The following is a 15641-nucleotide window of genomic DNA, read 5'->3' as shown; positions in this document are numbered from 1 at the left end:
TGTTTTATTCGCCTAACGACAATCCGACTTTACGTACTAATTCCGCGGTACGATTTGCATAGCCCCACTCATTGTCGTACCACACGTACAACTTAACCTGAGTACCATTAACTACCATTGTAGATAATGCATCGACGATGCTAGAGCGAGGATCTGTTTTATAGTCAATAGAAACTAATGGTCTTGGTTCATAACCTAAAATACCCTTAAGCTCAGTAGCAGCAGCTTGCGCCATCCAGTGGTTAATCTCTTCCACTGTAGTTGGCCGCTCGACCTCGAACACGCAGTCTGTTAATGAAGCATTTGCTAACGGAACACGAACAGCGTGACCATTTAGCTTACCTTTTAATTCTGGAAAGATATGGGTAATAGCAGTCGCTGAACCCGTTGTTGTCGGAATTAAACTCATGCCACAGGCCCGCGCGCGGCGTAAATCCTTATGTGGCGCATCCAAAATGGTTTGCGTATTGGTGATGTCATGAATAGTTGTCATCGAACCATGTTTTATGCCGATATTTTGTTGCAATACTTTTACGACTGGCGCTAAGCAGTTTGTGGTACAAGAAGCGGCTGTAACGATTTGGTGGGGCATGTCGTCGTATAGATGGTCATTCACTCCCATCACAATATTCAATACGCCTTCTTCTTTTACCGGCGCCGTAACAACAACACGCTTAACGCCTTGATCTAAATACTGTTGCAGCAAAGCTTTGGTTTTCATTTTGCCGGATGCTTCAATCACGACGTCACATTGAGACCAGTCGGTTTGCGCAATTTCTTTGTTTTGAGTCACCGACAACACAGTTTCACCTATTTGGATCTGTTCACCTTGAAAAGACACACTGTGATGCCATTTACCATGAACAGAATCAAACTCTAGCAAGTGTGCTAGGGTTTCTGCATTGCCCGCAGGATCGTTAATTTGTACAAACTCGATTTCAGGCCAGTCAAAGCTAGCGCGAAGCGCCAAACGCCCCATTCGACCAAAACCATTGATCCCTACTTTAATCGTCATAAGAACTCCAAAATCTAATTATTAGTTACAGCAAGTTGCCATACGTGTTGGCCTTTCGCCCATCGCATTTAGCCTCACTAACTCAGCTTTTATATAATCTGGTTGATGCATAACCGTGGCGTTTATCACCGCCTTCATCCATGGCGGTAGCGTTGGATTTATAGAATAAAATACCCATTGTTTTTGCTTGCGATCACATAGAATTCCAGCCTTCTTTAGCTGCGCCAAATGCCGTGACACCTTGGGTTGGCTATCTTGTTCAAGCGCAGCCATTAGCTCGCAAACACATAGCTCACCTTCCACCATCAACATGGCAAGCGTTTTTAAGCGGATCTCATCCGCTAAGGATTTATAAAATTGCAAGGGTGTAAGTAGCGTATGTTGTGGCTTACCTTCGCGTAGTAGGGAAATAACTTGTTCATTGATGTCGAACAAGGTTTGCTCATAAGCATTATTGCGATTTCGCTCAGCTGGACTCGCAATATCCCACGCAAGGACATGTTCTCCTTGCAGTTTACCTTCGCATTCATATTGGACTTCAGAGCATAAGGTTACCACCACATCAAAGTGTTCGTCCTTATACTCATTGAGGTGTTTACTGTACAGATTGTCCGTATTAATCCCTAAACGGCGTAGCATTGACAGCGTAGTCGCATTCACAGTGCTCGGCTTAGTGCCTGCACTATAAGCATGAACATCCGAACCACCATGAAAGTTAGCTAGCGCCTGCGCTAAAATTGACCGCGTTGAGTTTCCAGAACAAAGAAAAAGTATCTTCATCATTGCATAACAAATTAATTATATAACTTTATTGTTATATAGCTAATTCGCTATGTCAATTACGCTTTATTGATATTTATCTATACATAGCAGCTCACCTAAGATTGCGAGCCGCTACCGAGAATAATTGACTTAATCGATGTTGAGGTATTTAAAGCCAGCTTTCTACGCGCAATTTTGGTTCCTAGATATGGTTAGGAAAGCAGTGATTGAATGTTATAGTCCTGTTCTATGGCGTTTTCAGAAATCTTAATCACGGCTTCATCTTTTGCGAGATCAACTCGCAACTCCGCTTGGGCATTATTGCCCTCCCAAGTTATAACCAGATCTGAGCCTTTGCATGTTAATGCAAAATTGCCATCAAATGCACAACTAGTATTACGCAGTTTAATTAGTGTTTGCAGACCTTTCACGACAGGTTTATCGAGTGCGGTTTCCACCATCGCTACATCCAAATAAGGTCGGTTGATATCGCGTCCAACATTACTTTTTTCTAGGAGCACCATGTCATTTTCCATAGCCAATAGGCCACCGTAATAAACTTGTGGTACTCCAGGGCAAAAGAACTGAATTGCTCTTGCTACCAAATAATAAAAATCATGCTTCCCTAAGGCTTCATAATAACTGCAATTGACTTGATACAAGTCAACATTGCTCGCTGCAGCGCCGGTTGCCTTGCGACTTTGGCCTTTACTGTTGCTATGGATTTGCTCAACCAAAGCATCAATTTGATTAGCATCGAGTAACCCTGGTTTATCCCCTTCAGGCCCGGCATCAATAATGCCAATTCCGTCATGAGTATCCAGCACGGTTAGACAGTTACGCGGCGCAATATCCAACCACTTGGCTAAAGCCGAGAAATCTTTATTGAATAAACTGTGTAAAATAAGCGGAGGGAGCGCAAAGTCATAAACACGGTCGACTTTGCTGGCAACCTCTACTTGAGTTTTGTAATAACTGTGAATTTCGGCAATGGTTTCCATGCCAAGCTCATTGGCGCGCTTAGATAATTGATTGATAAAAGCAAAGGCCTCATCAGTCATAAAACAGCTGGTATTTGCGCGTTTGATTGCATATCCTGCGGCATCTAGTCGAATAATTTTCACTCCACTGTCTGCAAACAATGTTAAGACTTTTTCTAAATAAGCGCGCCCCGCTTCTGATTCAACATTAATATCAATTTGGTTATCAGTAAAAGTGGTCCAAAAATCCACAACTTCGCCACTCGCTAACGCCTTTTTAGAAAAGCAACTTCCTGGCCTCGGACGATAAATTGCTTGCGCTTGTGCTTGCGTAATCCCATCAGGAAAGACATCTTTCTCTTTTAAAAACATCGACCAAAACGGTGACTTTTGGCCATGAGCCAACACATCTGCAAATTCCGCAGACTCTCCTGACACATGGTTAACGATAAGATCCGCCATTACCTCACAGTGCTTGGCAATCAACTTAATATGTTGCCAATCGCCCAATCGTTCGTCGACTTTAGCATGATTAATCGGGTCGAAACCTGCGTCACTACCATCAATTGGATAGTAAAAAGGCAAAATGTGGACACCACCAAATAGTCCAGCTAACGGGCCCGTTAGTAACGTATTTAATTGTGCAAGGCCGCCGCCAGACAGGCGATCAGCATACGTGATCAACTGAACTTGGTTTTTCATAATTTACTCATTAAAAAAGTTGAGACTTAATCGATTAAGTTATATCTTTAATCATGAACAAACAATAATCAAGTTTTATCGTAGCGTTCTACTAAAAATAATTCGCTTAATGCAGATTAGTATTACACTCAGTCTTATGTAAAGAAGTAGACCAGCTACATAACAAAGCCCTTCAAGAGGTGAACAATGAGCAGCAAGTCGAATCACACTCAGCTCAACACATTGCGCTGGTTAACTTATATGATGTTTTTGATGTTTGCGATGACATCAGACGCCGTTGGCGTGATCATTCCAACACTGATCAGCGAATATCAACTTAGCATGACCCAGGCCAGCGCCTTTCACTATGCGCCAATGATTTTAATTGCCTTTAGCGGCTTATGTTTAGGGTTTTTGGCAGATAAAATAGGCCGTAAGCTCACGGTGTTAATCGGCCTTATACTATTTTCATCCGCATGTTTTCTGTTCGCACTGGGTGAAACTTTCACCATGTTTTTAATGCTTTTATGTGTTATTGGATTAGCCATTGGCCTATTTAAAACAGGTGCCCTCGCCCTTCTAGGTGACATTTCTGACGGCGCACAAGAACATACTCAAACCATGAATAAAGTCGAAGGCTTCTTTGCCATCGGCGCGATAATTGGCCCTGCAATTGTCAGTTATCTATTGATACAGGGGGTGAGTTGGACCTATCTTTATGTGCTTGCTGGTGGGCTATGCTTAATACTCAGTATCGTGACTTTAAACACTGAGTTTCCCAAGTTTAATACCGCTCATGCACAAAACAATGCAGGCCTATCTCACACGGCAGCGATGCTCAAGAACAAATATGCACTTGGCTTTTCCCTCGCCATAGCACTCTACGTTGCAACTGAAGTCGCAATTTATGTCTGGATGCCCACTTTATTACAGGATTACCAAGGTGATTTAACTTGGCTTGCAACTTATGCGCTCACCATCTTTTTTATTTTACGTGCAATAGGTCGCTTTATGGCTGTATGGTTACTCGCTAAGTATCGTTGGCAAAGCGTAATGCTAACGCTGAGCTTTGCTATATTTGTATGCTATTTTTTAACTTATCTTTATGGTGTTAATGCCGCTATCTATACGCTCCCGCTAAGTGGTTTATTTATGTCTATGATTTACCCAACATTAAACTCAAAAGGGATCTCTTGTTTTGACAAAGCTCAGCATGGCTCTGTTGCTGGTGTGATGTTGTTCTTCACCGCGCTTTCTGCTGCGCTAGCACCACTTCTGATGGGCATGGTGAGCGATTACTTTGGCCATGTTAGCTATGGCTTTGTACTTGCGACTGGGTTTGCATTTTTACTCTTTGCGGCCATGTTGTACAACTGGTTAAAGGACCCTGCCCGCTTACCATTGAGCAAAAACGCTAAGTTGCAGCGAGTGTAACCCCTCCAACCACAAATTTTTCACGGGTTAAAATTCATAAAAACCAAAGCATTAAAATTTTGTTTGAATTATTGATTAATTTTTAATTGCAACCAAATTAAATTGTGCTAAAAATAAACTTAATCGATTAAGTTTATTTTTAATAGACCGCACGAGTTTGACAACGATAACAAGAGGCAAATGATGACAACAATCAAAACCACCCTATTTACACTCAGCGCACTCACGCTTGCAATCTCTCACTCGGCGGCCGCTGAAGAAAAAGCACACACAAAGCCTGTCGATGGCTTCGAGAAAATAGTCGTAACGGGTGTACCAAAGCGAACAACCATTATGGAATCGAGTGTTTCTGTTAGCAGTATAGGGCTGGAGCAAATCTCTGTTGCAACCCCCAGAACTACCGCTGAAGCATTCAAACTAATTCCAGGTGTAAGGTCCGAATCAACCGGTGGTGAAGGTAATGCAAATATTGCTGTACGTGGTCTTCCTGTTGCATCCGGTGGCGCTAAATTTTTACAGCTACAAGAAGATGGCTTGCCGATTCTGCAATTTGGTGACATTGCTTTTGGTAACGCCGATATTTTTATGCGCCTTGATAATACCGTGGAGTCAATCGAGTCCATTAGAGGTGGCTCGGCTTCGACTGCCGCCAGCGACGCTCCCGGAGGCATTATTAACTTGATTTCAAAAACGGGTGAAAATGAGTCAGGCAGTGTTGCCACCACGTTTGGTTTAGATTATGACGAGTTTAGAACGGACTTTGAGTACGGGAGTTATCTAAGTGACGACATAAAATTTCATATTGGTGGCTTTGTGCGACAAGGTGAAGGCCCGCGTGACACCGGCTATACCGCAAATAAAGGCGGTCAACTCAAAGCCAATATCACCAAGGAATTTGAAAGTGGCTACGTTCGTTTATATGTAAAACACCTTGATGATAAAACAGCGGGCTACCTTCCTATGCCAATGTATTCTAATGGCGACTCCATCGACGGCTTTGATGTACTGTCAGATACCCCTCACTCTGTTTATTTCACCGCCACGCAAGGCTTAGGTGGTAATAATCAAATTCGTCAAGGAGATATGCGAGACGGAATGCACCCTGTTGTTGATAGTATCGGCTTTGAAGCAAATTTCGATCTAGGCAATGACTGGCAAATCGAAAACAGATCCAGAAAATCGAGTATCTCAGGCACATTTATGTCGCCTTTCCCTGCTGAGGTCGCTAATAGCCAAGCAATTGCAGAGAGCATAGCCGGTACAGGTGCAACACTCACCTTTGCCAACGGACCAAAAGCGGATCAAGCGTTCAATCAAGCACTACTAATGCGCGTTCATACCTTTGAAGTGGAAATGAATGATTTCGACAACATCATGAATGATCTAAAGCTCACCAAATCATTTGGTACTGACACGTCACTCACCTTCGGCTACTTCATGTCATCGCAAAATATCAATATGTCTTGGTTATGGAATTCATACTTGCTCGAGGTTAAAGGGGATAACGCAGCGCTTGTCAACGTTGCCGCTGCGGACGGCACTGTATACTCTGAAAACGGATTATATGCCTACGGTACGCCCTATTGGGGAAATTGCTGTCAGCGCAACTACGACACTGAATACGATACTCGAGCCCCATATATCGCCTTTTCAACAAAGCTCGGCGATATTTCAGTTGATGCGAGTGTACGTCATGATTCAGGTAAAGCGACAGGTACATTTGCAGGTGCTGTAACTTCTCGTGTAGACATCAACCGTGATGGCACTATTTCAAAGCCAGAGGAGCAAGCTGCAGCCATCGATCTCGCTAACCCCAATGTAGTTAATTACGATTGGAGCTACACAAGTTACTCTGTCGGCGCAAACTATCAGATGACCTCAGACAGTGCCATATTCGGCAGATTCAGTGAGGGCGGTCGTGCAAATGCAGATAGACTATTGTTCGGTAAAGTGAATATTGATGGCAGTGTAGCTGATGAAGATACTGTGGATGAAGTGACACAATACGAATTTGGTCTCAAACAAAAGTTTGAACAAGGTCGTCTATTTGCAACTTTATTTTACGCTGAAACAGAAGAGCAAAACTTTGAGGCAACCAGCCAAAAGTTCTTTGACAGGCAATACGAAGCACAAGGTATTGAACTTGAAGGTGTCTATTTTATTGGCTCCTTCGACTTACGAGGTAGTTTGACGTGGACCGATGCTGAAATCGCAAAAGATGCACTCACTCCCGAACTCGAAGGTAACACGCCAAGACGGCAAGCTGACTTTGTTTATTCCCTATTGGCTAAATATAACTTCGATCAAGGTGCTATCGGTTTAAGCCTCATCGGCACCACCGACGCGTACGCACAAGACAACAACGAGTTAAAATTTGACGGTTACACTCAGGTCAACGCGTTTGCAAGTTATGATCTGACTGAACGCTTCAATATCGCGTTAAACGTAAACAACCTCTTTGATACCTCTGGATTAACAGAATCCGAGGAAGGTGTAATTCCAACTAACAATATTATTCGCGCTCGCAGTATTAACGGCAGAACTACGTCTGTCACTTTAAAATACCGTTTCTAATTAGAGGTAGTAGTTATGCAATTAACATGTTTTGGCGAGATGCTTATCGATTTGTTACCTACGGGCGACGGTAGCCTTAAGCCTATTGCTGGCGGCGCTCCAGCGAATGTGGCGGTAGGCTTTGCTAAACTTGGTGGCAGTGCTCGATTTGTGGGAGGCTTCGCTGAAGATCCCTTTTCGCTGCAATTAAAATCAACGTTGGCACTATATGCTGTTGGAACTGAATATTGTGTATCCATAAGTGGAGCGCAAACCGCCTTGGCCATCGTCCACTTAGACGCTCAAGGAGAACGGAGCTTTTCGTTTTACCGCGACAATACCGCAGATATCGCAATCCGCCCAAAAGATTTTGAGCATTTGCAATGGCCAGATCACGGGATATTTCATTTTTGCTCAAACACGCTTACCGATGCAGAAGTTACAAGTACCACCATGGCGTTATTAAAGTCTGCTGCTGCTCATAATCAATTAATTTCATTTGATGTTAACCTGCGCTTGAATCTATGGCAGGACTTATCTTGCTTATCCGAACGTATAGAGACTTGCTACCCCTATGTCGACATATTAAAAATGAGTAAAGATGAGCTGAGATATCTCGCTGAAGAAAAGAACATGAGGGAGGCTAGCTATTTAGATTGGTTACTTAGTGTCGGCGTACAAGCGGTCATCTCAAGCGATGGGCCAAACCCTTGCAGCGTATTAACAGCTAACGACTTTTATTCCGTCGCCTCTCCTACTATTGATGCGGTTGATACAACCGGCGCTGGGGATAGCTTAATAGCAGGGTTTCTATTTCAACTCAGCCAACATGGGATCTCAAAAGATACACTATCGCAAAACTTCCCAACCGTAAAAAAGGCACTTAGCTTTGCCGTGAAATGCGGTGCGTTTACCTGTGAACACAAAGGTGTCATGCCCTTTATGCCAACGCTTATAGATGTGTCTGAACGGTTTTCTTCCTTCAACCCTGAGGCTTTGTTGGGTTAATACCTAAAGCGGGAAAAGGTTTTCCCGCTGTTTTATTATAAAAATCGAGGCTTAGAAACCTGTTTCATAGTCAATATGAGCAGAGTTTGTCGTCTCGTATGTACCATCAGTATAAAGAATTGTTGCAGTCGCATTGTACTGACGATAAGCACGAATGGTCATGTTACACGTTGTACCACCGCTGCAACTCGCATCACCATTCCAAATTACTTTGCTAATCGCTTTAGTGGCATTTGCGATATAGAATTTACCAGAAGTTGAATTACCGAAAGAAAAATCAATTCCTGAACAATAGCTAGTGCCATTACCCGATACATTACCACCCGACTTAACATTGAGAGAGCATCTTAAGTCAGCAGCTTGAGAACTAAACGACAGACCACCTAGTACAACCAATACTGAAGCAATTAATGTTGATTTCATTATTATTTCCTTTAATTAATAATTAGTTAAGTAATTTTTAGTGACCAGTTTCATAGGAGATACGTGATACATTCGTTTCTTCGTATGTGCCATCTTTGTATAAAATAGTCGCCGTTGCTGTATGTGTTTGATATGCATAAACCGTGAGTCCACATTCAACCCCCCCAGAACAGCTAGCATCACCATTCCAAATCACTTTATTAATTGGTTTGCTGATATTCGTTAAGTAAAACTTACCTGTTGTCGAGTTGCCAAATGAGAAGTCCATACCAAAGCAGGTTTGTCCGTTACCGATGACGTTACCACCTCTTTTCACTTGTAGGTCGCAATTCAACTCCGTTGCGCCAGCACCGCAGGTACCAACTAATGCAATAGCTGCAAGTATCTTAGCTATTTTTTGTTTCATCTTGCTCTCCTTATATTTATTATGTTAACAACCAAGAAAACTTGGTTAAAAATCAAACTACACAATAAAAATAAAAAATTCAATTGTTTTAACTCATATAAAACATAAAATTCACAAAAAGTTCAGTATGCATTAAATCGGTCAAGTTCATGAGAAGTGATATAAACAGTGAAGGGACAAGCTATGGAAATTATCGAAATAATAGACTAAATAAAAAAGGCCGCAGCGGCGGCCAAACACATCATGGGTAAAACAATGAAGGGATGTAAGTGTGAATACACGGGTCATTCTATGTGAATAATCATAAATTAAAATCACATTATAATGATTGTTATCATCGCTTTTTTCGAATGGTCTATTTCTGCTACGCTCGTGATACAATCGCGAGATTAAAAACTACAACAAATTGTCTATGCCATTACTTTGGATTGTTACTTTACTTTGGGCGTTCTCGTTCTCTTTGATTGGAGTCTATTTGGCAGGCCAAGTCGATGCTTGGTTTAGCGCTTTGTCTAGAACCTTGCTTGCAGCAATTGTGTTTATTCCATTTTTGAAATTGAACTCGGTAAATAAAGAGTTGATAATCAAGCTGATGGCAATCGGTGCAGTGCAGATTGGTCTGATGTATGGCTTTTACTATCATTCTTTTTTATACCTAAGCGTACCTGAAGTGTTGCTATTCACTGTGATGACACCCATCTATATTACTGCACTCAATGACTTACTAAACCGCTCATTTAATGCCACCTTTTTGCTGTCTGCACTCATTGCTATTGTTGGTGCAATCACTATCAGGTTTACTGAGCTTACCAGCGACTACCTTTTTGGCTTACTGCTGGTACAAGGCGCAAACCTTTGCTTTGCCATAGGTCAAGTAAGTTACAAACGCTTAAGTAACCAGTACCAGTTGGTACACCATCAAAGCTTCGGTTTTTTCTTTATTGGTGCGTCCCTCGTGCTCGCCATTGGGTTTATGTTATTCGGCAATCCCCAGCAACTCCCAAGTACTAATCTACAATGGGGAATACTGATTTATTTAGGCTTGATTGCTTCAGGTGTAGGATATTACGTCTGGAACTTAGGACTGACCCACGTCTCGGTGGGTGAGCTCGCGGTAATGAACAATGTGCTGATCCCAGCTGGGATCATTGTCAATTTGCTGATTTGGAACCGAGAAGCTGACCTCGTTCGCCTTGGTATTGGCAGTGTCATTATTTTTGCGGCATTGCTCTATAGTAAAAGCGGTGTAAAAGTATAGCCGCTTTGACTTATTTACCGGATTCGACAGAGTCAAACTCCATTTGTGAATTGAAACACGCCAAGGCTTCAATATCTTGATATGGCTCTGTTGACCAACATGTTTTTCTAAAGCGCTCATACACTTCACGAAAAGGTGTACAAATTAGCTCAGATTCATCCATCATAATACAGCTAAAGTCTTCAGACTTTACTACGATATAGAGATACTCACTTCCGCCTTCTTCAGTAAAAAATACGGAATCCCAAAAGTAGCCTTTCTGTCGCATCTCTTCTCTCGGAAACGCAATATTGTCCTGCATATAAGCAAGTAATTCATCCACTTGAGGACGAGCATTCAAGTTTAATTTTATCTTTAGCAGTTTTGTTTCCATGGAATAAGATTAACTCCTCCAACCTTTAACCATTTTGGTACTGAGCATACCTTCCTTCATTTTTTATTCCTATTTTCTACTTATCATTTTCGTAGTAACGACTATACCTAATTCCCTCAAACGGGCCCAACTATAAAATTAGTAAAATGTAACAAGCTGTTTTGCTTAAGATAACCATTAACGCCCATGAGCCAGATCTCTGGAGTTAGGTGTTTGACGAAAATTTCGTTAATATCTAGAGAAAAATAAAGTAAAAAATATGATGACAAGAATCGTACAACTATTCCCTCTTTGGGCCATTATTTGCTCAGTAACCGCTTATCTTTTTCCGACTCTATTTAGCGCGTTTAAAGGCAGTATTATTCCGTTATTAATGTTTATCATGCTGACAATGGGTTTAACCCTCACTACAAAAGACTTTTTACGCGTGCTCGACAACAAAAAAGCCATGTGCATTAGCGTGCTGCTTCAATTTACAGTGATGCCAAGTGTTGCCTACTTGATTGCAACCACAATGAGCTTAGAAAACGACCTATTAATTGGTATGATTTTAGTGGGCACGGTTGCTGGCGGCACAGCAAGTAACGTTTTGTGTTATCTCGCCAAAGGAGATGTCGCGTTATCGATTTCTATGACCGCGATTAGTACTTTACTCGGCGTGTTCTTAACGCCACTACTAACCACATTGATGATAGGCCAGGTGGTTGATATTCAGTTTTCTGATATGTTGATAAGCCTGCTAAAAATTGTGCTATTTCCTGTGGCTGTGGGCGTTGCTTTCAATACCTTGCTTGCCAAGCCTCTGGCGCATTCTGTTATCAAAACAACTCCGATACTGCCTTTACTTTCAATGCTTTCAATCGTTTTTATCATTGCGGTGATCGTTGCTCTTAATCAACCTAAACTTGAAAGCATCGGGCTCGTTATGCTGGTTGCAGTGATCCTGCACAATACCGCAGGGCTACTTTTAGGCTATTTCATTCCAAAACGGCTCGGTTTTGACGAAAAAGTATGTCGCACCATGGCCTTTGAGGTGGGCATGCAAAACTCGGGGCTTGCTGTTGCGCTTGCCATGAAGTTTTTTACTCCTGCGGCGGCCGTAGCAGGTACCCTATTTTCTATTTGGCATAATGTCAGTGGCTCGATATTAGCGGGAATATGGCGACGAAGCGCCACCAGCTCATCTGATAACAATAAAGCCTAACATCAAATGTTAGGCTTTTGGTAATTGCTTATAAAAGTGAATTTTGCAATCTGATGAGCCGTGGATTTGTTCACATTTTACAATCTGGTAATCGCGGCTTATTAACATCAATAGCATGTTTTTGAATAGGTTTCTCGACTTTACTCTAATGGCGCTATAGCCTTGCGCTTTACACCAAGTTTCTTGCATCACCAACAACTGCTTGGCAATACCTTTGCCGCGATATTCGGGGATGACCGCGCCTAACCAGCTATAAAACTCGTTGTTTGGCAGTTCGTGACCTAGCTTATACCCAACGGGTTTGCCTTGCGCGTACGCCACCAGCAATAAATGTTGTTTATCTCGCAGTTTGTCTGCGACTTCCTCACCCTTTCTTGGCGTGGCAAACTCCGGAATTTGGTTTTCTATCGCAAGGAGGTCATCTATCGAGCCGACTTTATATTCTAGATTCATATTAATGTCTGTGTAATTGAAAAGGTATCGCCAACAGTCACTTCGGCATAAGCGCCGTTAATCAGCGTTAAATTCGGCGCTTGATGGCCTATATCCACATCGTATAGGACAGGGAAATCGCAACCAGTAAAGACGTTTTGCAATGCATCTACGTGCGTCCAGTCGCTATCTTTTGCTAGCGGCTCTGGATTTCGACCAATCAAAACTCCAGCGACTTTCGAAAACCAACCTCGTAATTTAATACTTTGCAGCGCACGATAGTATGCCGCTGGCGGCATTTCGCCATTTTCAAAATATAAGATAATCGACTCATCAGGGTGCGCCTGTGAAAAAGCGTCCAGATCAAAATATTCCGTACCAGCCAATAACATGTGAATATCCAAACAGCCGCCTAATAATCGACCAGCAAACTGCTGCCGGTGATTGCCATTGGCCAAAATACGCCATTGAGTGCTCGCGGATAAGTTAAATCCAGCATCGGGAAAGTCAACAAAATTGAGTGGCTCAGCTTCAAAATGAGTGGAGGGAAATTGCGTAAAAAAGTCATTAGGCGCACGCCTCAAATGGTTAAAAAGTCCAACCGTTAACGCGTCTTGTTGATGGACATTTAATTGCATAAGGTTAGTTGCATGCACACTTGCCCAGCCTAGTTTGCAAGTCACTGCGCTCAGTAAAGTGCTGACATCAGAGAAACCGATGAGCCATTTTGGCTGCGCATGCGCCAACTTTTCCCAATTAAGCAATGTCAGCAAGTCCATTGCAATTGCACCGCCCCATGGCGGCATAATCGCGTCTATTGTGTCATCGAGTAAGTATCCCATAAGTTCATTAGCACGGGTTTTGACATCTGCGCTAACGTAGTTGTGGTTATCTCGCAGGCATTCACCAACCACGAGTTCAAAACCTTGTTGCGCGAGATAATCCAAAGCGTTGTCTAATCTCGCGTGCATAGCAGCAGGTACGCCCGCTGAGAATGCCGTGACCGCAATTTTACTGCCCGCTTTCAACGGTTTGGGATACTTCATCATGATTTCCGTTATTTTTTTGCTTATCCTACCTGAATTTCCGCTTTTGCATACTTTAAATTCTCCCGTTTCGGGCGAGCGATCAAGTATAGAAAGGTTAACGGCCCCAAGCGCCCAATCAGCATTAAAAAGATGATTACCGCTTCACCGGGTTCAGACAATGAGCCGGTGATCCCTCGAGATAAGCCAACCGTGCCTAATGCCGACACCGCCTCAAACGTGATATCCGTTAAATTTGCCTGCTCGGTGATCGTCAAAATAAGGGTTGCGAGCATCACGGTAAAAAAGTACACCACGGTGAGGCTAAGCGCCTTAAACACCGTTTCAGGCGAGATCTGTCTGTGTCCGATAGCGACCTGCTCTCTGCGTCTCAGATAAGCGTAAGTTGCCATTAATAGCACCACTACTGTGGTTATTTTAAGACCACTGGCGGTACTCATAGAGCCGCCCCCTATTATCATTAACCAAATGGTCAGCACGGTACTTTCGTCATTCACCAGCGCAAAGTCGATACTGTTAAATCCCGCTGTACGTGGCGTCACCGCTTGCATCCAGGCAGTGATAACTTGCTCGGACAATGGCAAGTTTCCAAGGGTCTCTGGGTTATGTGCTTCAAAAAGCCAAAATAAGCTAAATGCCAGCAAATTTAACACCGCGGTTGCAATCAACACTAACTTAGTGGCAGATCCAAAACGGCTCCAACGGCGTCTTTTCACTATATCCATCAACACCACAAATCCAAGTCCGCCAATCACAAATAACACCGATATCACAAGATTAACGACCCAATCACCACGAAAACTGGTTAGGCTGTCATCATGCAATGCAAATCCGGCATTGTTAAAAGCCGAAATAGTGTAGAAGAAGCTTTGCATTATCGCATCACCAAGCGGTAGCGTTTGATACCAATGGGCAAGCAAAATGGTAAACCCTATAGATTCGATGATCAGCGCATAAACTAACACGCATTTGGCTGTATCAACCAACTGATCAAATCGAGCAATACCAAAGCTTTCTTTTACGATTAGTTGTTTACTAATGTCCATTTGCTGCCCCATCCCCCGCAGCACCACAACCGTAATGGTCATAAAACCAAGTCCACCGATTTGAATAAGACTGGCAATAACGAGATGGCCAAAGGTCGTAAAATCATTTGGCGTACTCAATACGGCAAGTCCTGTCACCGTTACCGCGGAAGTTGCAGTAAATAACGCTTGCATCACTTTGATGTCTTGGGTGTGTGCTATCGGTAGCAACAGCAACATAGTACCTAAAGCTATCAGCCCGCAAAACCCTATAAACAGAACTGCTGGGGGGCTTAACCTCAGCGGCTTTTTGTGGGCTTTGGGCTTGCTATTTGGATAGGGGTAATAGTGGGGACTCCATGTTTTCATTACGCCCCCAGTTTTTGCGCGATAGAATTTAACGCTTTTAACTGACCGTTGAGGATCACTTTATCATCTTCGTTGATCAAAAATGACTCTGCCGGATTGCTATAACACGCTTTGCCGCGCTGCACTAACACAGCCTTGATTTCGCCCTTTGCACGCTTTAATAGCGTTGCCAAAGATTGCCCGCAGCTTAATTTATTCACGATGACTTCCACCATGTAAAAGCCGTGCCCCAACTGCATATATTGATTGACCATAGGGTAATTCAGTGTTTGTGCAACCTTGATCCCCATTTCTTCTTCTGGGTGGATCACACGTGTTACGCCTAAACGAGATAAAATTGTGTGATGCGCTTCTGAGCTGGCCTTTACCCAAATTTGCTCAACGCCTAAGTTCTTTAGCGAAAGTACACATAAAATGCTCGCTTCTAGGTTTTCACCAATGGCGACCAGCACTGCTTTGCTTCTCGTAATATCTAGTTGACGTAATGCCGTTTCATCGGTCGCATCCAAAGAGGTGGCATAATCAATATGCTCAACAACTTGGTTCACCACACGTTCGCGACTATCTACTCCTATCACTTTGTTTCCAAGCCGCTTTAATTCCAAACAAGCCGCAAAACCAAATCGACCTAAACCAATTACTACAAATTGTGCCATAACAACCTCTATATAC

General features: G+C 42.9%; 15 protein-coding genes. 5 read left to right on the top strand and 10 right to left on the bottom strand.

Annotated elements, in window-relative coordinates:
* Nucleotides 1–4: 4 nt before the first annotated feature.
* The 3 genes from A587_RS0105070 to gtfA form a co-directional block, all read right to left on the bottom strand.
* Nucleotides 5–1015, bottom strand: coding sequence for an ArsJ-associated glyceraldehyde-3-phosphate dehydrogenase (locus tag A587_RS0105070; RefSeq protein WP_017216682.1), 1011 nt, complete (start codon nucleotides 1013–1015; stop codon nucleotides 5–7).
* Nucleotides 1016–1036: 21 nt separating this feature from the next.
* A complete protein-coding gene (locus A587_RS0105065) occupies nucleotides 1037–1798 on the bottom strand; it encodes a metalloregulator ArsR/SmtB family transcription factor (protein ID WP_232288018.1) in 762 nt (253 codons plus the stop codon).
* Nucleotides 1799–1989: 191 nt separating this feature from the next.
* Complete coding sequence (gene gtfA, locus A587_RS0105060; RefSeq protein WP_017216680.1) at nucleotides 1990–3459, bottom strand: sucrose phosphorylase; 1470 nt, start codon at nucleotides 3457–3459, stop codon at nucleotides 1990–1992.
* A 186-nt stretch (nucleotides 3460–3645) separates the two neighbouring features.
* Between gtfA and A587_RS0105055 the strand changes: the two genes are divergently transcribed.
* From A587_RS0105055 to A587_RS0105045, 3 genes are all read left to right on the top strand, one after another.
* On the top strand, nucleotides 3646–4872 hold the full coding sequence (locus tag A587_RS0105055; protein WP_017216679.1) for an MFS transporter: 1227 nt from the start codon (nucleotides 3646–3648) through the stop codon (nucleotides 4870–4872).
* Nucleotides 4873–5055: 183 nt separating this feature from the next.
* Nucleotides 5056–7446, top strand: coding sequence for a TonB-dependent receptor domain-containing protein (locus tag A587_RS0105050; RefSeq protein WP_017216678.1), 2391 nt, complete (start codon nucleotides 5056–5058; stop codon nucleotides 7444–7446).
* A 15-nt stretch (nucleotides 7447–7461) separates the two neighbouring features.
* Nucleotides 7462–8433, top strand: a complete 972-nt coding sequence (locus tag A587_RS0105045; RefSeq protein WP_017216677.1) for a carbohydrate kinase family protein — start codon at nucleotides 7462–7464, stop codon at nucleotides 8431–8433.
* Between the two features lie 51 nt (nucleotides 8434–8484).
* Here A587_RS0105045 and A587_RS0105040 read toward each other — a convergent pair whose 3' ends face one another.
* Nucleotides 8485–8856, bottom strand: coding sequence for a hypothetical protein (locus A587_RS0105040; RefSeq protein ID WP_017216676.1), 372 nt, complete (start codon nucleotides 8854–8856; stop codon nucleotides 8485–8487).
* Between the two features lie 37 nt (nucleotides 8857–8893).
* Nucleotides 8894–9262: a hypothetical protein gene (locus A587_RS0105035; RefSeq protein WP_017216675.1), complete on the bottom strand. Its 369-nt coding sequence runs from the start codon at nucleotides 9260–9262 to the stop codon at nucleotides 8894–8896.
* A 412-nt stretch (nucleotides 9263–9674) separates the two neighbouring features.
* Here A587_RS0105035 and A587_RS0105030 point away from each other — a divergent pair, with 412 nt between their 5' ends.
* Complete coding sequence (locus tag A587_RS0105030; RefSeq protein WP_017216674.1) at nucleotides 9675–10520, top strand: EamA family transporter; 846 nt, start codon at nucleotides 9675–9677, stop codon at nucleotides 10518–10520.
* 10 nt (nucleotides 10521–10530) lie between these two features.
* Here A587_RS0105030 and A587_RS0105025 read toward each other — a convergent pair whose 3' ends face one another.
* Nucleotides 10531–10893, bottom strand: coding sequence for a DUF6176 family protein (locus A587_RS0105025; RefSeq protein ID WP_017216673.1), 363 nt, complete (start codon nucleotides 10891–10893; stop codon nucleotides 10531–10533).
* Nucleotides 10894–11152: 259 nt separating this feature from the next.
* Between A587_RS0105025 and A587_RS0105020 the strand changes: the two genes are divergently transcribed.
* A complete protein-coding gene (locus A587_RS0105020; RefSeq protein ID WP_017216672.1) occupies nucleotides 11153–12097 on the top strand; it encodes a bile acid:sodium symporter family protein in 945 nt (314 codons plus the stop codon).
* 9 nt (nucleotides 12098–12106) lie between these two features.
* Here the strand turns inward: A587_RS0105020 and A587_RS0105015 are convergent, their stop codons facing one another.
* Genes A587_RS0105015 through A587_RS0105000 form a run of 4 tightly spaced genes read right to left on the bottom strand, consistent with a single transcriptional unit; the run spans nucleotide 12107 to nucleotide 15625 of the window.
* Complete coding sequence (locus A587_RS0105015) at nucleotides 12107–12550, bottom strand: GNAT family N-acetyltransferase (protein ID WP_017216671.1); 444 nt, start codon at nucleotides 12548–12550, stop codon at nucleotides 12107–12109.
* Nucleotides 12547–13578: a S66 family peptidase gene (locus tag A587_RS0105010; protein ID WP_232288017.1), complete on the bottom strand. Its 1032-nt coding sequence runs from the start codon at nucleotides 13576–13578 to the stop codon at nucleotides 12547–12549. Before A587_RS0105010 ends, A587_RS0105015 begins: the two co-directional genes overlap by 4 nt.
* A gap of 20 nt (nucleotides 13579–13598) precedes the next feature.
* The gene (locus tag A587_RS0105005; RefSeq protein ID WP_026000881.1) at nucleotides 13599–14969 is read right to left on the bottom strand and encodes a TrkH family potassium uptake protein; all 1371 of its coding nucleotides are present in this window, start codon (nucleotides 14967–14969) and stop codon (nucleotides 13599–13601) included.
* Entirely contained in the window at nucleotides 14969–15625 is a 657-nt protein-coding gene (locus tag A587_RS0105000) for a potassium channel family protein (RefSeq protein ID WP_017216668.1), read from the bottom strand. Before A587_RS0105000 ends, A587_RS0105005 begins: the two co-directional genes overlap by 1 nt.
* Nucleotides 15626–15641: the final 16 nt, after the last annotated feature.

This window comes from Pseudoalteromonas sp. NJ631 (genome assembly GCF_000276645.1).
Classification (GTDB): Bacteria; Pseudomonadota; Gammaproteobacteria; order Enterobacterales; family Alteromonadaceae; genus Pseudoalteromonas; species Pseudoalteromonas piscicida.
The sequence above is the reverse complement of the archived record's forward strand: the minus strand, read 5'-3'. Positions and strand labels throughout refer to the sequence as shown.